This window comes from Nonomuraea monospora (assembly GCF_039531895.1).
Classification (GTDB): Bacteria; Actinomycetota; Actinomycetes; order Streptosporangiales; family Streptosporangiaceae; genus Nonomuraea; species Nonomuraea monospora.
The window spans coordinates 16,041-32,899 of the sequence record NZ_BAAAQX010000001.1; the positions used below are offsets into that span (position 1 = coordinate 16,041).

Below are 16,859 nucleotides of genomic sequence, written 5' to 3' on the forward strand. Positions count from 1 at the left end.
GGGCGATATTGGGATGCGCGAGGCGGGCGCGTCAGGCACCATGGGCGGTTGGCTCCGGGGATGCCGGGCTCAAATATCCTGAAAGCAGTATGGGAACGCCTTCGTTGTCCTCTCCACTCGCCGAGCTCCAGTCCCGCCTGCCCGAGCTCATGCCGCGCGACCAGCGGCGGTTGCGGCGCAGGCTCGACGGCATGCGCCGGGTACGCTCCCGGGAAGCGCGCGACAAGATCGTCGCGGAGATCCTCGCCGACGTGGAACGGGCAGAGCAGCGACTGGTACGGCGCCGCGCAGCCGTACCAGTAGTGAAATATCCGGAAAACCTGCCTGTGTCGCAGCGCAAGGACGACATCCTGGAGGCCATCCGTGACCACCAGGTCGTCATCATCGCGGGCGAGACCGGCTCCGGCAAGACCACCCAGATCCCCAAGATCTGCCTGGAGCTCGGCCGGGGCGTGCGCGGGCTGATCGGCCACACGCAGCCCCGCCGCATCGCCGCCCGCACGGTCGCCGAGCGCATCGCCGAGGAGCTCGGCACCGGCCTCGGCGAGGTGGTCGGCTACAAGGTCCGCTTCACCGACCAGGCGAGCGACCGCACCCTGGTCAAGCTGATGACCGACGGCATCCTGCTGGCCGAGCTGCAGAACGACCGCCTGCTCGACCAGTACGACACGCTGATCATCGACGAGGCCCACGAGCGCAGCCTCAACATCGACTTCATCCTCGGCTACCTGAAACAGCTCCTGCCCAAGCGCCCCGACCTCAAGGTGATCATCACCAGCGCCACGATCGACCCCGAGCGCTTCTCGCGCCACTTCGACGACGCGCCGATCATCGAGGTCTCCGGCCGCACCTACCCCGTGGAGGTGCGCTACCGGCCGCTGGAGGAGGACGACGACCAGACGCAGGGCATCGTGGACGCCTGCCGCGAGCTGATCGGCGAGGGCCCCGGCGACATCCTGGTGTTCCTGTCGGGCGAGCGGGAGATCCGCGACGCCGCCGACGCGCTGGCCAAGGCCGAGTTCCGCAACACGGAGATCCTGCCGCTCTACGCCCGGCTCAGCGCCGCCGAGCAGCACCGCGTCTTCCAGCGCCACACCGGCCGCCGCGTCGTGCTGGCCACCAACGTCGCCGAGACCTCGCTCACCGTCCCCGGCATCAAGTACGTCGTCGATCCGGGCTTCGCCCGCATCTCCCGCTACAGCCACCGCACCAAGGTGCAGCGCCTGCCCATCGAGCCGATCTCGCAGGCCAGCGCCAACCAGCGCAAGGGCCGCTCCGGGCGTATGTCCGACGGCATCTGCATCCGCCTGTACGAGGAGGAGGACTTCCTCAACCGGCCGGAGTTCACCGACCCCGAGATCCTGCGCACCAACCTGGCCTCCGTCATCCTGCAGATGACCTCGATCGGGCTCGGCGACATCGAGGCGTTCCCGTTCGTCGAGCCGCCGGACCGCCGCCAGGTCAAGGACGGCGTCAACCTGCTGCACGAGCTGGGCGCGTTCGACGCCCAGAACAACCTCACCGGAGTCGGCCGCAAGCTCGCCCAGCTCCCCGTCGACCCGCGCCTGGGCCGCATGGTCCTGGAGGCCGAGAAGAACGGCTGCCTGCGCGAGGTCATGGTGATCGCCGCCGCGCTGTCCATCCAGGACCCACGCGAGCGCCCGTCCGACAAGCAACAGCAGGCCGACGAGAAGCACCGCCGCTTCGCCGACCCCGACTCCGACTTCATGGCCTACCTCAACCTGTGGAACTACCTGCGCGAGAAGCAGCAGGAGCTGTCCTCCAGCGCGTTCCGCCGGTTGTGCAAGGCCGAGTTCCTCAACTACCTGCGCGTCCGCGAGTGGCAGGACATCTACAGCCAGATCCGCCAGTCGCTCGGCGCCCAGCCCAACAGCAGCCCCGCCGACGCCCACCACGTGCACACCTCGCTGCTGGTCGGCCTGCTGTCGCACATCGGCGTCAAGGACGTCATGGACAAGCGCGGCGGCGAGGGCGGCCGCAGGCCCATCCAGGAGTACATCGGCGCCCGCAACGCCCGCTTCGCCGTCTTCCCCGGCTCGGCACTCGCCAAGAAGCAGCCGCAATGGATCATGTCGGCCGAGCTGGTCGAGACCTCCCGCCTGTGGGCCAGGGTCAACGCCAAGATCGAGCCCGACTGGGTCGAGCCGCTCGCCCAGCACCTCGTCAAGCGCACCTACTCCGAGCCGCACTGGGAGAAGAACCAGGGCGCCGTGATCGCGCTGGAGAAGGTCACCCTGTACGGCGTGCCGCTGGTGACCGGCCGCAAGGTCAACTACGGCCGCATCGACCCCGACCTGTCGCGCGAGCTGTTCATCAGGCACGCGCTGGTCGAGGGCGACTGGGACACCCACCACAGGTTCCTCAAGGACAACCGCCGGCTGCTCGGCGAGGTCGAGGAGCTGGAGAACCGCGCCCGCCGCCGCGACATCATGGTAGACGACGAGGCCCTGTTCGACTTCTACGACCAGCGGGTGCCCGCCGAGGTCGTCTCCGCCCGCCACTTCGACTCCTGGTGGAAGAAGACCGGCAAGGAGCAGCCCGACCTGCTCACGTTCTCGCCGGAGATGCTCGTCAACGAGGGCGCCGACATCAGCGCCCGCGACTACCCCGACACCTGGAAACAGCTCGGCCAGCGGATGAAGCTGACCTACCAGTTCGAGCCGGGCGCCGACGCCGACGGCGTCACCGTGCACGTGCCGCTCCAGGTGCTCAACCAGGTCAGCTCCGACGGCTTCGACTGGCAGATCCCCGGCCTGCGCGAGGAGCTGATCACCGCGCTGATCCGCTCCCTGCCCAAGCACCTGCGCCGCAACTTCGTGCCCGCCCCCAACTACGCCAAGCAGGTGCTCGCCGGCGTCGAGCAGGGCGGCGAGCCGCTGCTGGCGGCCGTCGAACGCGAGCTGCTGCGCCTGACGGGCGTCCGCGTGCCGCACGACGCCTGGCAGCTCGACCAGGTGCCCGACCACCTGCGCATCACCTACCGGGTGATCGACGAGCGCAGGCGCACGGTCGCCGAGGACAAGGACCTCGACGCCCTCAAGCGCCGCCTGGCGCCGCGCCTGCGCCAGACGCTCTCCCAGGCCGGTGACGACCTGGAGCAGACCGGCCTGCACACCTGGAGCTTCGGCACCCTGCCCAAGGTCTTCGAGCAGGGCCGCATGAAGGGCTACCCGGCGCTGGTCGACGCCGGCGACTCCGTCTCCATCAAGATCTTCGAGACGCAGGCAGAGCAGCGCCGCTCCCACTGGCCCGGCGTGCGCCGCCTGCTCCTGCTCAACGTCACCAACCCGGCCAAGTCGCTGCTCGGCGGCCTGTCCAACCAGGCCAAACTGGCCCTGTCACGCAGCCCCCACGGCGGCGCGGTGGCGCTCTTCGACGACGTCGTCAACGCCGCCGTCGACAAGCTCATGCTCGACTGCGGCGGCCCCGCCTGGGACCCTGTCGGCTTCGACCGCCTCTACCAGCACGTCCGCGCCCACCTGTACGACACGGCCGCCGACGTGCTGGGCCGGGTGGAGCAGATCCTCGCCGTCTGGCACGAGTCGAACGTCCGCCTCGACGCCCTACGGGCGAGCGCGGCCACGCAGGACGTGCGCGACCAGCTCGGCAAGCTCGTGTACAAGGGCTTCGTCACGGCCACCGGGTATCGGCGGCTGCCCGACATCCTGCGGTACATGCGGGCGATCGACCGCCGCCTCGCCAAGCTGCCTGAGGAGTCGTGGCGGGACCAGGAGTGGATGGACCGGGTGCACAAGGTCGAGGACGACTACCACGACGTGGTGGAGCGGCTGCATCCGGCGCGGCGAGGGGATCCGGACGTGGTGGAGATCCGGTGGATGATCGAGGAGCTGCGGGTCAGCTTCTTCGCTCAGACGCTGGGGACGCCCACGCCTGTGTCGGAGAAGCGGATCGGGAAGGCGCTGGAGAAGCTCACACCATGAAGATCGCGGTGTCGAGCTCGAAGTCGATGGGGGAGGGCAGGTGCAGCGGCTTGCCCATCGGGACCGTGCTGATCGCGCGGTACGTGCCGTCTTCGAGGTCGCTGTGCACGGTCACGCTCGGGGATTCGGCGATCGGGTCGATCAGCAGGTAGATCGCGACCCTGCCGAGGGCGTAGAGGCGCAGCTTGTCCACGCGGTCGATGCGGACGCTGCTCGGTGAGATCACCTCGGCGGTCATGAGCACCCCGGATGACAGCAGCTCATCGCCCCAGCGCCGGCAGCCGGGCTCCCACACGACGTAGTCGGGCTGAACGGCGTCGCGCGGGCCGTCGATGCAGACATACGGGCCGTAGGAGCCGTGCCAGCCGCGTTCCTTGCACGCCCGGTGCAGGGCGTGGTGCAGCTCACCGCCTATCAAGAAGTGCTCGGGGGTGCCGGAGGGGCTCACGATCAGTTTCCCTTCGATGACCTCTACCTGGAAGCCAGGGAGGGGGGGTTGGGCATCGAACAAGTCTCTTGCGGTTCGAGGCATGGGCTCGCTGGTCTTCTCGGGCTGGGTCGCCGGAGGTTCGATCGCCATGGCTAGCATCGAAACTGTCCCTTCGTGTTCGAACGGGTACGCTAAGTATGCCACCATCCCATCACCCTCAGCGATCGAATCGGCCGCCTTCGGTGCTTCGCGTCCCGCTCCCAAGGCATGAAAAAATCCCCCTTACAGGTATTTCGTCCGGTGTCGCCTAGGGCCGGACCACTAAGGGGGATCGATGATCAGAGCTGTGGTGTTCGACGTCGGCGAGACGCTGATCAGCGAGACCCGCATCTGGTCCCGCTGGGCCGAACGCCTGGGTGTGAGCCACTTCCTGCTGATGGGCCTGCTCGGCGGGATGGCCGCCCTGGACCGCCCGCACGGCGACGCCTTCCGCCTCGTCCGCCCGGAGTTCGACCTGGAGGCCGAGGACGCGGCCTGGGAGCGGGACGACCCCGGCGGGCTGCGCAACCACTTCGACGCCGACGACCTCTACCCCGACGTGCGCGAGGCGCTGTCGGCGCTGCGGGTGGCCGGGTACCAGGTGATCATCGCCGGGAACCAGCCCAGCCGCGCCTACGACGCGCTCGTGGCGATGGAGCTGCCGGCCGACTCGGTGCACACGTCCGAGGGGTGGGGCGTGTCCAAGCCGGAGCCCGGCTTCTTCGCCAAGGTGGCCGCGGTCGCGGGCCGCGAGCCGGGCGAGATCCTCTACGTGGGCGACCGGCTCGACAACGACGTGCTCCCGGCGGCCGCGGCGGGCATGCGCACCGCGCTGCTGCGCCGCGGCCCCTGGGGCTACCTGCACGCCGACCGGCCGGAAGCGCGGGCCGCCGACGTGGTCGCCGACGACCTGCACGCGCTGCTGCCCGCTCTGGAACGCCTTACGTGAGGTTCTCGTCGGGATCGATGCGGACCGCGCGCTCCTCGGCCGACAGGTCGTCATCGTCGTCGAGGTAGTCCACGCCGATCTCCTCGCCGTCCCTGTCCGGCTCCAGCCCCTCGTCCGGCTGTGTCAGCCGGTGTTTGGGGCGGGGCTCGTGCAGGCGCTCGGGTGCCTCCCGGCGCAGGCGTTCGTCGAGGGTGTCCCGGCGCGCGGGATCGTCCTCGACGACTTCGTGGCGGAGGCCGAGATCGTCAGTCCACTCACTGACTTCGATCTCCTGCTCATCTGCCATGCCGTGCCGGTTCGGAGGTGTTTCGGTCATATGCGCCCCCTACCCATAGAGCGGGCCGAAATCCTAGGACTTGCCCTCCTGAATGGCCTGCGCCAGCTCTTCCTTGTCCATCTGGGAGCGTCCGGAGATGCCGGCCTGCTGCGCCTGCTCGTACAGCTCGGCCTTGGTGGGCTCGGTGGGGGAGCCGAGCGCCGCCAGTTCCTCGGCCCTGCGCTGCTGGAACGCCTTGCCGAGCCGCTCCAGCTCCTTGGCGTCGGCCGACTTCTTCAGCGAGGGCAGGAGTTTGGTCTCCTCCTCCTCGACGTGGTGGTTGATGGACTCGATGAGGTCGTCGAGGGCCTTGGCGAACTCCGCGGTGCCCGGCTGCGCCCGTACGAGCGAGTCGAGCAGGACCTCCGCCTCCTTGTGCTCCTCGACGCTGTGGTGGGCGTCGATGCCCGGGTAGACGCGGTCCTCCTCGGCGCGCGCGTGCGCGATCAGGAGCGCGTGCAGCTCGTGGACGAGCGCCCGCTGGTCGCCCTGCCCCTTCTTGAGCTTGTCGAAGATGCCTTCCACGACCCTGTGGTCCTGCGTGATGAGAGTGATGACGTCCGTAGCCATGGTGTGGCTCGCTACCCGGACGGTCAGCGTCCAATCGCCGCGCCCACCAGGGATCGCGGGTCGGCGGCGCCCGCCAGCATCCCGTCGGGGCGCACGTCGATCAGGTGGGCGTGGCCGAACGAGCCCCCGTACGGCAGCGCCGCCACCCGGTGCCCCACGGCCGTGAGCCCGTCGGCCCAGGTCGCGCCCTCCTCCAGGTCGAGCACGGCGTCGTCGGGGGCGTCCCAGGTGTCGAAGCCGGTGCCGCCGGTGCCCAGCCGCCAGCGCGGCGCGGAGACCGCCTGCCCCGGCTCCTCGCCGTGCAGCAGCAGGCGGGTGATGACCTGCAGCAGGATCTGGGGCTGTGCGTCGCCGCCCATCGTGCCCGCGACCGAGCGGAGGGCGCCGTCGCGGCGGGTGATCAGCGCGGGCGTGAGCGTGTGGGGCGGGCGCCTGCCGGGGCCGTACTCGGCGGGGTGGCCGGGCTTGAGGGAGAAGCCGATGCCGCGGTTGTGGAGGTTGATGCCGGTACGGGGTTCGAAGAGCATGCTGCCGAACCCGGCCGCGTTCGACTGGATCAGCGACACGCCCATGCCGTCGGCGTCGACCGCGCACAGGTACGTCGTGTCGCCGGCCTCGGCGGGGGCGCGCAGCCGCAGCCGGGAGGCCGGGTCGATGAGCGCCCGCCGCCTGGCGGTCTCGGCCGGGTCGAGGAGGTCCTTGGCGGCCTCGTGCAGCACGTCGAGCCGGTCGTGCCCGGCGACCCTGGCGGCCTCGGCCAGCAGGTGCGCCCAGGCGGGATGGCGGGGCGAGGCGGGCAGGCCGAGCCCCTCGGCGATGGCCAGCGAGCGCAGCAGCAGGTAGCCCTGCGAGTTGGGCGGCATCGACCAGACGTCGTGGCCGAACGCGCGCACCTTCAGCGGCTCGACCCAGTCGGCGCCCGGCGCGGCCAGGTCGGCCTCGGTGTACTCGCCGGCGCCCAGCCCGATCAGGCCCTGCCCGAACTCGCCCAGGTAGAAGCCGTCCCGGCCGTGCCCGGCCACGGCACGCAGCGCGCGGGCCACGCCGGGCCTCGTCATGCGGTCGCCCGCGGCGCGTACGGAGGCGAAGTCGGAGCCCCCTGGCCGCCGCGCCGCGCCCGGAGCGCCCGCCACCATCAGCGGCGAGGCGGGAAAGCCGTGATCGGCCAGCCTGATCGCGGGCGCGAACAACTCCGCCAGCGGCAGGCGGCCGTGGTGGCCGTGCAGCGCCACCCAGCCGTCCACGCAGCCGGGCACCGGCACGGACCTGATGTCGTGCAGGTGCGGCATGCGCGTGTGCCCCTCGGCGCGCAGCCGTACGGGGTCGGCGCCGGATCCCGCCCGCCCGGAGGCGTTGAGCGCGCTCACCCCGCGGCCCGGCTCGTGGACCAGGGCGAACAGGTCGCCGCCGAGGCCGCACATGTGCGGGGCGACGACGGCGAGAACGGCGTTGGTGGCGATGGCCGCGTCCGCGGCCGACCCGCCACGCTCCAGCATCGTCAGCCCGGCCGCCGAGGCCAGGTGGTCGACGCTGCACACCATGCCGGAGGGCGCGTATCTGGTGTTGTGCACGTCACGAGATTACGCGCTACGTGCTCACTCCTGGTCGCGCAGCCGGGCGCGGGCCTCCTTGAGCTGACGGCGGAGCGCGGCGACCTCGTGCTCCAGCTCCAGGATGCGGCGGATGGCGATGAGCGTCATGCCCTCCTGGGTCATGCGCGTCACGTGCTGCACCACGATGATGTCGCGGCGGGAGTATCGCCGCTGGCCGCCGCTCGACCGGCTCGGCCTGATGACGTCGTGCTGGTCGAGCCTGCGCAGGAACGCCTGCTGCACCTGGAGCATCTCCGCCACCTGCCCGAGCGAGTAGAGCGGCGCGTGTTCGTCGTCGAACGGCAGGTCCGGCATGCTTCCATTCTCCTCGTGGCGCGGGGGCGGGGGAACGCCCGCCCCCGTACCGCGCGTCAGGCCTTGATCGCCTTGGCCTGGCCGCGCTGGATCGCCACCTTGCGCGGCTTGGCCCGCTCCAGGACCGGGATGCGGACGGTGAGCACGCCGTCGGCGTACCCGGCGTCGATCTTGTCGCTGTCGAGGTGCTCGGACAGGTAGACGCGCCGGGTGAACGTGCCCATGGTCCGCTCCCTGACGAACAGGCGCTCGTCCTCGGCGATCTCCTCCTCGCGGCGGGCGCTGACGCTCAGGACGCCGCGGTCCACCGTCACCTCGATGGAGTCGGGGTCGATGCCGGGCAGGTCGAACCGCAGCAGCACGTCGTCGGCGCGACGCAGCCCGTCCATCGGCATCACGGCGCCGCCGCCGTTGTCGAAGCTCTGCCGGGCCAGGCGGTTGAACTGCCGCTCGAACTCCTGGAAGAACGGGTCGATCGAGGTCAACAACATGTTCCACCCTCCTCGTGGATGCTCGGTTGCAGATAACCTCTAACTTCAGTTGTAGGTTACCTGCTCGCTGAGATCAAACCAAGAGGGGGAGCCAAGAAATTTCGCTCGGGGTCAGGCGTTCTCGAGGCTCGGCCGCAGCCTGACCGCCTGCCTGAACGTGCGGCCCGACAGCCGGGCCAGCGCCACGGCCGTGAGCAGGGCGGCGGCCACGCAGGACACGCCGCCGACCTCCAGCGCGATCCGCGGGCCGAGCGTGTCGCTGAGCCGGCCCAGCAGCGGCCCGCCGACCGCGCCCGCACCCGCGCTGACGATGGACAGGGCCGCGATGACCCGGCCGCGCATGTCCTCGGGGCTGTCGAGTTGCGCCCTGGCGGAGACGGTGGTGTCGAGCGCCACCGCGCCGGCCGCGATCGGCAGCATCAGGGCCGCGAACGTCCACACCGACGGCATCAGCCCGCTCAGCGCCTGCGCCACGCCCGTCACGAACGTCGTGATCAGCAGCAGCCTGAGCGTCAGGTGCGGCCTGGTGGCGGCCAGGAAGCCGCCCAGCACGGTGCCGACGGCGAAGACGGTGGACAGCAGGCCGTAGCCGGCCGCGCCCGACTCCAGCGGGCCGGCGCTCATGGCGGCCATGGTGACCTGGTAGTTGCGCCCGACGCTGCCCGAGACGAACCAGAGCGCGAGGACGGCCAGCAGCCACGGCGTGCGCAGCACGTACCGCAGTCCGTCGAGCACGGCGCCCGGCTGCCGCCCGGCGGCGGCCAGCACGTGGAACTCCGCGCGCCGCATGGCCGCCACGGCGGCGATGACGACGAAGAAGCTGGCGGCGTTGATCACGAAGAGCCCGCCCATGCCGGTGAACGGCAGCAGCGCGCCCGCCAGGCTCATGCCCAGGATGCGGCCCGCGGAGTTCAGGATCGAGCCGAGCGCCATCGCGTTGGGCAGGTCGGCGGGCGGCACCACCTCGGCGCCGAAGCGGCCGAGCGCGGGGCCGCCGAGCGCGTTGACCACGCCGCCGGCCAGCGCCACGGCGTAGATGGGCAGCACGGAGCGCACGTCGGAGAACGCGATGACCGCCAGCACGGCGGCGAGCGCGGCCTGCGCGATCTGGGCGGCGACCACGACGGGCCTGCTGGGCAGCCGGTCGGCCAGCGCGCCGCCCCACATGCCGAGCAGCAGCGTCGGCAGGGCCTGCATGACGAGGCTCAGCCCGACGCTGGTCGCCGAGCCGGTGAGCGTGAGGATGAGCCAGTTGACGCCCAGCACCTGCATCCAGGTGCCGGTGACGGAGACGATGTCCGCTCCCGCCCAGAGCCGGTAATTGTGGTGACGCAGGGCTCTGAACGTGGAGGATGAGGGGAACAAAACGGATCCTTGCCTTGAAGATGCACCGCGGGAACAAACGCACCGTTCCGGCGGGCCGATTCCGGTCTGACCGGAATGTGAGGCAAGACACGTTTAAAAGTGGTTCAAACGAGTTCGAGGGGTTGGTCGCGGCTCACGAGGGCCGCGTAGTGGCCGCCGCGGGCCATCAGCTCGTCGTGGGTGCCGCGTTCCACGACGTGCCCGCGGTCGAGCACCACGATCTGGTCCGCGTCGCGGATCGTGGACAGGCGGTGGGCGATCGTGATCGTCGTACGGCCCCGCGCCAGCGCGTCGAGCGCCTGCTGCACGGCCAGCTCCGTCTGCGTGTCCAGCGAGCTGGTGGCCTCGTCGAGGATCAGCACCGGCGGGTCGCGCAGCAGCGTGCGGGCGATGGCCAGGCGCTGCTTCTCCCCTCCGGAGAAGCGGTAGCCGCGTTCGCCGACCAGGGTGTCGTAGCCGTCGGGCAGCGCGGCGATGTGGTCGTGGATGCGCGCGGCGCGCGCCGCCGCCTCCAGCTCCTCGTCGGTGGCGGAGGGACGGGCGAAGCGCAGGTTGTCGGCGATCGAGGCGTGGAACAGGTACGTCTCCTGCGACACCACGCCGACGGCGTCGCTCAGCGTCTCGAAGGTCAGCTCCCGCACGTCCACGCCGTCGATCGTGACGCGGCCGCCGGTGACGTCGTACAGGCGGGGGAGCAGGTAGCTCAGCGTCGTCTTGCCCGAGCCCGTCTCGCCGACGATCGCCAGGCTGGTGCCGGCGGGGACGGTGACGTCCACGTCCGCCAGCGTCGGCTCGTCGCCGTAGGCGAAGTCGACGTGCTCGAAGCGCACCTCGCCGCGCACGCCGTCGAGCCGCCGCGCGCCGGGGTGGATGTCCACCGGCAGGTCCAGGTACTCGAAGATGCGGCCGAACAGCGCCAGCGAGGTCTGCACCTCGACGCCGAGCCGCAGCAGCGAGACCGCCGGCCTGAACAGGCTCGTCTGCAGCGTGGTGAAGGCCACCAGGGTGCCCACCGAGATCGCCCCGGTGTGGCCGACGGCCCAGTAGATCGCCGCCGGCATCGCCGCCATCACGATCTGGATGGACGACTGCCGCCACCGCCCGGCCATGCTGGTGCGCACGCCCAGCTCGGCCAGCTCGTCGGAGGCCTTGCCGAAGCGCTCGGTCAGCTCGGCGGAGCGGCCCATCGTGCGGCCCAGCAGGATGCCGCTGATCGACAGCGACTCCTGCACCATGGAGGCGATGGTGGCGAGCTTGCGCTGCCGCTCGGAGGTGATGCGCTTGCGCTCGGCGCCGACCTTGCGGCTGATCCACACGAACACGGGCAGCAGCACGAGCGAGATCAGGGTGAGCCGCCAGTCGAGCGCGATCATGGCGACGATCGTGGCGATCACGGTGGTCAGGTTGGAGACGAGGGAGGCGGCGGTCGAGGTGACGACCGCCTGCATGCCGCCGATGTCGTTGGCGATGCGCGACTGCACCTCGCCGGTCCTCGTCCTGGTGAAGAAGGCCAGCGACATACGCTGGAGGTGGTTGTAGACCGAGATGCGCAGGTCGTGCATCACCCGCTGGCCCACGGTGGTCGACACCAGCGTCTGCAGCGTGTCGAACACGCTCGTGACGACCGCCACGACGACCATGCCCAGCGCCAGCAGCGTGAGCAGCGCGGCGTCGCGGGCCGGGATCGCCACGTCGAGCACCTCGCGCAGCAGGAAGGGCGAGGCCAGCGAGACCAGCGAGGACAGCAGGATGAGCGAGGCCACCACGCCGAGGCGGGCGCGGTAGGCGCCGAACAGTTTGACGATGCGCCCGAGCGGCGCGCGTGGTTCCTCCGCCAAGTCGGGACCCCCTTTCAGATGTCCACTCAAACAGAGGTTAGCTCATAATTGTTCCGCTAAACTGATCCGTATGGCAGAAAAGGAGCTCGCCGAGCTCTTGTTCCTGGTCGGCAAGCGGTTGCGGCACGGTTACGCACATCGGCTCGTGCCCCTCGGGCTCAACCCCGGCCAGGCGCGGGCGTTGCGGGCGCTCGCGGACGCGGAGCGGCCCATGCGCATGGTCAGGCTCGCCGACGAGCTGCGGATCGTGCCGCGATCACTCACGCCGGTCGTGGACGCGCTGGAGGAGGCCGGGCTGGTGCGCAGGGAGGTCGATCCGGCCAACCGCCGCTCGACGCTGCTCGTGATCACGCCCGAGGGCAGGGAGCTGGCCGAGCAGGCCCGCGACGCGCGCAGGCGGGCGGGGGAGGAGCTGTTCGAGGTGCTGTCGGAGGAGCAGCGCGGGCAGCTCGGGGAGCTGCTGATGCTGGTGGACGCCCAATTCCGGTGAGCGCGGTTCCGGTGGGCGGTCAGGCGGTCTGGGCGGGGGTGCCGCCGACGACCGTGGCCAGGCACGGCGGCCCGGCCAGCAACGCCGAGTACGGGTAGCGCCCCCGCGCGTCGTACACCGCGAAGTCGGCGCGCGCGCCGGGCGCCAGCGCCCCGATCCTGCCCTTGCCCCGGTCCATGCCCAGCGCCCTGGCCCCGCCCAGCGTCGCGGCCTCCACCAGCCGGCGGTCCAGCCCGCGAGGCCGCAGGCCGCGCTCGCGCACGTGCCGCCGCACGGCCGCCGCCGACCCGAGCGGCCCGGCCGGGCCGGTCTCGCAGAAGGCGACGACGTTGCCCTCCTCCAGCAGGGAGAGAGCGTCCTCCGCCGCCGGGTACAGACCGACCACGGTCCTGCGCAGCCGCAGCAGCTTGCGCTCGCCGGGGTCGAGCGGCCTGGCGCACACCACGTGGCACAGCGAGCCCAGCACCCCCGCCTCGTCCAGCGTGGCGGGGGAGTGCCGGTCGAGGTCGACCAGCAGCCGCAGCCCGAACGTCCTGGCCAGCACGGCCACGTCCTCCAGCACCAGGGAGTCGCGGGTGTGCACGGCGATTCCGACCGCGCAGGGCCGGTCGATCTCGCGGATGGCGGTGATGACGGCGTCCCGCTCGACGTCCTCCCACTCCTGCTCGCTGCCGCTCGTCACCTCGATGTAGGAGACGCCGGGGAAGCAGCCGGGGTCGGCCAGGTCGGAGACCACGCGGGCGCGCGCCGTCACTCCCGGCGCGGCGGACGGCCCGGCCGAGCACGCGTCCACCAGGCCCGCCACGATCATGCCCCGCCAGCGCACCTCCTCGGCGGCCGGGTGGGACGTCAGCAGGTCGGCCCGGAGACCGACGGAGATCACCCGCTCGTCCCGCGTGGCCACCGCGCCGTCGCGGACGGGCTCGGCGCACATGGGCAGGACGAGCGGCGCGGAGTGGATCACCACCGGTGCGGGCGCGCGCCGGCCCAGCATCGGCCTGGCACGCTTCACGGACGGCATTTCCTACTCCCCGTCAGAAATCAGCCCTCAAAGCATTAAACGTGAATCTGTGACATCACCGCAATCAGGGCGAATGATGTGAATCCCTAGGTAAGTAGCGCCCCGACAACCGGGCGAGCTTGAGGCTGAGATGCAGCGCCAGCCGCTCGCCGCCGTCCTTCAGATCCGTGCGCGCCAGCTCCTCCACGCGTTGCAGCCGGTAGTACAGCGACGTGCGGTGCAGCCGTAGCGCCCGCGAGGTCGCCACCGCGCTTCCCGCCAGGTCGAGGTAGGTCTCCAGCGTCTCCAGCAGCGGCAGGTACTGCGCGTCGGCGAGCAGCCCTTCGAGCCCCGGATGCAGCTCCTGGTCCGGCACCCGGGTCAGCATCCGGTACACGCCCAGCCGCGCCCACTCCGCCGTCCGCCCGAGCCCCGGCACCCGCGCGACCACCTCGGCCGCGTGCCTGGCCTCCTGGTACGACCCCGCCGCCTGGGCCAGCGCCGCCCTGGGCCTGCCGATCCCCACCACCACCGGCACCGGCATGGCCGCGTGCAGGTCGTCGGCGGGGGCCGGCGGCCCGGCGGTGAGCAGCACGGCGTGGTCGTAGCGCACCAGGTGCAGCGGATGGTGCCCGCTCAGCCGCCGCCGCAGCGCGAGCAGCCCCTGCTCCAGCGCCAGCCGCAGCGCGTCGTCCGGCTCGGCCGTGCGCGGCCTGGCCACCTGCACGCTCACCGGTTGCGCCTGCGGGAACGCGCCGGCCTCGATGAGCTGCTCGGCGGCGTCCCGTTCGCCGAGCAGCAGCCCGGTGACGGCCTCCAGCTCGCGGTGCGAGGCGAGCCCGCTGGCCAGGCTCTCGTGGAACAGGGCCAGGGCCAGCCCGGGCGCGGTAGCGGCGGCCTCGGCGACGCCGTCGTCCGTCATGGGCGGGTCGGCGTCGATCAGCCAGAGGAAGCCGAGCAGCGCGTCCGCGTGTCTGATCGGCACGCAGACGCGCGGCAGCAGCCCCAGGTGCGGGGCGCCGGGCGTGCGCAGCGGCTCGGTGGCCTCGTGGATGCCCGCGTCCCGCAGCCACTGCCGCACCTCCGGCACGGTGTGGCGGCGCAGGATGGAGTCGCGGCGCACGTCGTCCATCGCGCCGCTCTGCTCGCTGTACGCCACGACGCGCTGGACGCGGTCCTCCAGCAGCGCAGGGCGGCCGAGCCGGGCGGCCAACTCGTCAACGGTCCGCTGGAGATCCGCCACATTCCCACCTCTACGTGGATTTTTCGTCAAATGACGGAACCGTCACTACGAGTCTTCCCTACAACTGCTCGGTGATCTCCGTCAATAACGTCTATACCGTCAATCCGTGAACGCCCCGAAGAAGCTGCTGAAGGGTTTGCTGGCGGCCATCGTGCTGATCCCGGTGAGCCTGATGGCGACCCCTGCTTCCGCAGCACCCCCCGAGGATCCCGAGCACCCGTGGCGGCTGGACCACTGGCCGCAAACGCAGCCCTGGCAGTCGGACACCCCTCTCGACGACGCCCAGGCCCTGCGCGCCCGCCCCTTACCGGGCGACCTCAAGCCCATCGACCCGCAGAACTGGGAGAATCCCGACAACATGACCTGGGCGGACTACCAGAAGCCGCCCGGCACCACCTGGAACGACCCGGCGGTCAAGGGGTCGCAGCGCACCTTCAAGGGCGCGCTCGTCCTGCTTGACTACCCCAACCAGCAGTTCGTGGTGACCCAGCCCAAGGGCTCGACGGTCTTCGGCAACCCGAGCGCCGAGGCCCACGACGTCCCGCGCGAGCAGGTCGCCAAGTTCTACCAGGACTTCCTCAACACCCCGAACGACCTCAACAAGGGGCACACCATCCACGAGTACTGGATGGAGGACTCCGGCGGGCGGATCGGTGTGGAGCTGACCGGGTTCGGCCCGTACACGATGCCCGGCAAGGACCACGAGTACGCGATGGAGTACCAGCGCAGCGCGTGCCCCGCGGGTGACGTCTGCACCAAGAACCTGCGCACCGACGGGAACGCCGCCTGGCTCGCCGCCGTCGGCCCCGACGTGGCCGCGCAGTACGACTTCGTCTTCTACCTGAGCGCCGGCCAGGACGAATCGTCCACCTGGCAGGAGTTCGGCATGATGAAGTTCCCCGCCAAGGAGGACGTGACCGACGAGTGGGGCCCGCCGGACCCCGCGCTGCCCAACTGGTCGCCCACCCGCTACGTCGAGTGGACCTCCTGGCAGGCCGGATCCACGTTCTGGCCCAACGCCCGCTTCGGCGTCGACTCGGTGCAGGCCGAGAGCTCGGGCATGGCGGTCTACGCCCATGAGCTGAGCCACATCATGGGCATCGCCGACAACTACAACAACCCCTACGCCACACCGGTGAACAGGGCCTACACCGGCATCTGGGAGATGCTCAGCCGCGGCAGCTTCAACGGCCCCGGCGGCCCGCACTCCCGCTGGCTGATCCCGCCCACCGGCGGCGCCTCCATGGGCGCCCACCACATGCTGCGCAACAAGATCAAGCTGGGCATGGTGGACGAGCAGAACGTGCTGCGGCTCTCCCGCGAGGCACTCGACGAGTCGGGCCTGGTCACGGCCAAGGTCACGGCCCGCTCCGTGCAGCCGGGCGAGAACGGCCTGTCGGGCGTCAACATCTCCTTCGACACCGGCGACAAGAGCCCCGCCTGCGACGTCACCACCAACCCGCTCTGCGACGGCGGCGGCTGGGAGAACTACACCGTCGAGGTCGTGGACCGGATGGGCAGCGACTCCTTCACCCCCGACGCGGGCGTGCTGCTGGCCAAGACCAAGAACGAGGACCGCGGCCCCGGCTGGAAGCTCCCGGCGTTCGAGTGGGTGATCGACGCCAACCCGCAGGACATCGGCATGACCGACTACGTCCTGCCCGACGGGACCAAGGTGCCGATCACGATCGGCGACTACCGGCAGCTCTCCGACGCGCTCTTCCACGCCGGCACCGACTCCGGCAGCGAGTACGAGTACGTCGACGAGGCCAACCGCCTGCACTTCTACATCACGGACGTGCACCGCAACCGCGAGGGCGAGCTGTCCTACACCGTCGCGATCCGCTCGCTCGACGGCGCGGGGCCGCAGCGGCGCGGGCTCAAGCTGCTGCCCGCCGCGGGCGTCCCCACCGCCAGGAACATCTCCACCTGCAAGTTCCCGCTGTTCAACACGGGCAAGGCGGCGGCGGCCCAGGGGCAGCACCCGGAGGACGTCAGCGCGTTCCTGAAGTCCGACCTCTACCGGCTCAAGGCCGAGGTGCAGGGCAAGGGCTGGACCGCCCAGCTCCCCAACGCGCTGGCCTCCGTGGCGTTCGGCAAGCAGTCGCTCGTGACCGTCAACGCCGTGCGTGAGGCGGGCGGCGACCGGCTGGCCAGGGTCAAGCTCACCGCCACGTCGGAGAGCGATCCCAGCAAGACCATGACGGCCACCTGTCATGTGATCGGAATCTGAGTGAACGATGGGGTACGGCTGGCGCA

At 70.8% G+C, this 16,859-nt stretch carries 14 protein-coding genes; 4 read left to right on the forward strand and 10 right to left on the reverse strand.

Going from position 1 to position 16,859, the window contains the following annotated elements; genetic code table 11:
• Window positions 1–89 precede the first annotated feature (89 nt).
• Window positions 90–3,962: an ATP-dependent RNA helicase HrpA gene (gene hrpA / locus ABD331_RS00090; RefSeq protein ID WP_344470009.1), complete on the forward strand. Its 3,873-nt coding sequence runs from the start codon at window positions 90–92 to the stop codon at window positions 3,960–3,962.
• On the opposite strand, the gene ABD331_RS00095 is transcribed toward hrpA, so the two are convergent.
• Window positions 3,952–4,599, reverse strand: coding sequence for a Uma2 family endonuclease (locus tag ABD331_RS00095; RefSeq protein ID WP_344470010.1), 648 nt, complete (start codon window positions 4,597–4,599; stop codon window positions 3,952–3,954). The two genes, hrpA and ABD331_RS00095, sit on opposite strands and share 11 nt — an antisense overlap.
• Window positions 4,600–4,726: 127 nt before the next feature.
• Between ABD331_RS00095 and ABD331_RS00100 the strand changes: the two genes are divergently transcribed.
• On the forward strand, window positions 4,727–5,380 hold the full coding sequence (locus ABD331_RS00100; RefSeq protein ID WP_344470011.1) for an HAD family hydrolase: 654 nt from the start codon (window positions 4,727–4,729) through the stop codon (window positions 5,378–5,380).
• Here ABD331_RS00100 and ABD331_RS00105 read toward each other — a convergent pair.
• The 7 genes from ABD331_RS00105 to ABD331_RS00135 form a co-directional block, all read right to left on the reverse strand.
• Complete coding sequence (locus ABD331_RS00105) at window positions 5,373–5,696, reverse strand: DUF5709 domain-containing protein (RefSeq protein WP_344470012.1); 324 nt, start codon at window positions 5,694–5,696, stop codon at window positions 5,373–5,375. The two genes, ABD331_RS00100 and ABD331_RS00105, sit on opposite strands and share 8 nt — an antisense overlap.
• Window positions 5,697–5,729: 33 nt before the next feature.
• Window positions 5,730–6,266 carry a hemerythrin domain-containing protein gene (locus ABD331_RS00110; RefSeq protein WP_344470013.1) on the reverse strand — a complete coding sequence of 179 codons (537 nt, stop codon included), beginning with the start codon at window positions 6,264–6,266 and terminating at the stop codon, window positions 5,730–5,732.
• Between the two features lie 23 nt (window positions 6,267–6,289).
• Window positions 6,290–7,837, reverse strand: coding sequence for a gamma-glutamyltransferase family protein (locus tag ABD331_RS00115; protein WP_344470014.1), 1,548 nt, complete (start codon window positions 7,835–7,837; stop codon window positions 6,290–6,292).
• Window positions 7,838–7,861: 24 nt separating this feature from the next.
• Window positions 7,862–8,173, reverse strand: coding sequence for a MerR family transcriptional regulator (locus tag ABD331_RS00120; RefSeq protein ID WP_344470015.1), 312 nt, complete (start codon window positions 8,171–8,173; stop codon window positions 7,862–7,864).
• Window positions 8,174–8,229: 56 nt separating this feature from the next.
• Window positions 8,230–8,664, reverse strand: a complete 435-nt coding sequence (locus ABD331_RS00125; protein ID WP_148434199.1) for an Hsp20/alpha crystallin family protein — start codon at window positions 8,662–8,664, stop codon at window positions 8,230–8,232.
• A 111-nt stretch (window positions 8,665–8,775) separates the two neighbouring features.
• A complete protein-coding gene (locus ABD331_RS00130) occupies window positions 8,776–10,029 on the reverse strand; it encodes an MFS transporter (RefSeq protein WP_344470016.1) in 1,254 nt (417 codons plus the stop codon).
• A 104-nt stretch (window positions 10,030–10,133) separates the two neighbouring features.
• Window positions 10,134–11,867, reverse strand: a complete 1,734-nt coding sequence (locus tag ABD331_RS00135) for an ABC transporter ATP-binding protein (RefSeq protein ID WP_344470017.1) — start codon at window positions 11,865–11,867, stop codon at window positions 10,134–10,136.
• Window positions 11,868–11,937: 70 nt separating this feature from the next.
• On the opposite strand from ABD331_RS00135, the gene ABD331_RS00140 reads away from it, so the two are divergent.
• Entirely contained in the window at window positions 11,938–12,357 is a 420-nt protein-coding gene (locus tag ABD331_RS00140; protein ID WP_344470018.1) for a MarR family winged helix-turn-helix transcriptional regulator, read from the forward strand.
• Window positions 12,358–12,376: 19 nt separating this feature from the next.
• Here the strand turns inward: ABD331_RS00140 and ABD331_RS00145 are convergent, their stop codons facing one another.
• Complete coding sequence (locus ABD331_RS00145) at window positions 12,377–13,378, reverse strand: amidohydrolase family protein (protein ID WP_344470019.1); 1,002 nt, start codon at window positions 13,376–13,378, stop codon at window positions 12,377–12,379.
• Window positions 13,379–13,442: 64 nt separating this feature from the next.
• Window positions 13,443–14,600, reverse strand: a complete 1,158-nt coding sequence (locus ABD331_RS00150) for a PucR family transcriptional regulator (protein WP_344470020.1) — start codon at window positions 14,598–14,600, stop codon at window positions 13,443–13,445.
• A gap of 106 nt (window positions 14,601–14,706) precedes the next feature.
• On the opposite strand from ABD331_RS00150, the gene ABD331_RS00155 reads away from it, so the two are divergent.
• Complete coding sequence (locus ABD331_RS00155; RefSeq protein WP_344470021.1) at window positions 14,707–16,833, forward strand: M6 family metalloprotease domain-containing protein; 2,127 nt, start codon at window positions 14,707–14,709, stop codon at window positions 16,831–16,833.
• The last annotated feature ends 26 nt before the right edge of the window (window positions 16,834–16,859 follow it).

What these genes read in the sequence shown, in the direction of transcription:
- ABD331_RS00140 (WP_344470018.1), top strand. Translation starts at nt 11,938, where the DNA reads ATGGCAGAAAAGGAGCTCGCCGAGCTCTTGTTCCTGGTCGGCAAGCGG.
- ABD331_RS00145 (WP_344470019.1), bottom strand. Translation starts at nt 13,378, where the DNA reads ATGCCGTCCGTGAAGCGTGCCAGGCCGATGCTGGGCCGGCGCGCGCCC.
- ABD331_RS00110 (WP_344470013.1), bottom strand. Translation starts at nt 6,266, where the DNA reads ATGGCTACGGACGTCATCACTCTCATCACGCAGGACCACAGGGTCGTG.
- ABD331_RS00100 (WP_344470011.1), top strand. Translation starts at nt 4,727, where the DNA reads ATGATCAGAGCTGTGGTGTTCGACGTCGGCGAGACGCTGATCAGCGAG.
- ABD331_RS00095 (WP_344470010.1), bottom strand. Translation starts at nt 4,599, where the DNA reads ATGGTGGCATACTTAGCGTACCCGTTCGAACACGAAGGGACAGTTTCG.
- ABD331_RS00105 (WP_344470012.1), bottom strand. Translation starts at nt 5,696, where the DNA reads ATGACCGAAACACCTCCGAACCGGCACGGCATGGCAGATGAGCAGGAG.
- hrpA (WP_344470009.1), top strand. Translation starts at nt 90, where the DNA reads ATGGGAACGCCTTCGTTGTCCTCTCCACTCGCCGAGCTCCAGTCCCGC.
- ABD331_RS00125 (WP_148434199.1), bottom strand. Translation starts at nt 8,664, where the DNA reads ATGTTGTTGACCTCGATCGACCCGTTCTTCCAGGAGTTCGAGCGGCAG.
- ABD331_RS00120 (WP_344470015.1), bottom strand. Translation starts at nt 8,173, where the DNA reads ATGCCGGACCTGCCGTTCGACGACGAACACGCGCCGCTCTACTCGCTC.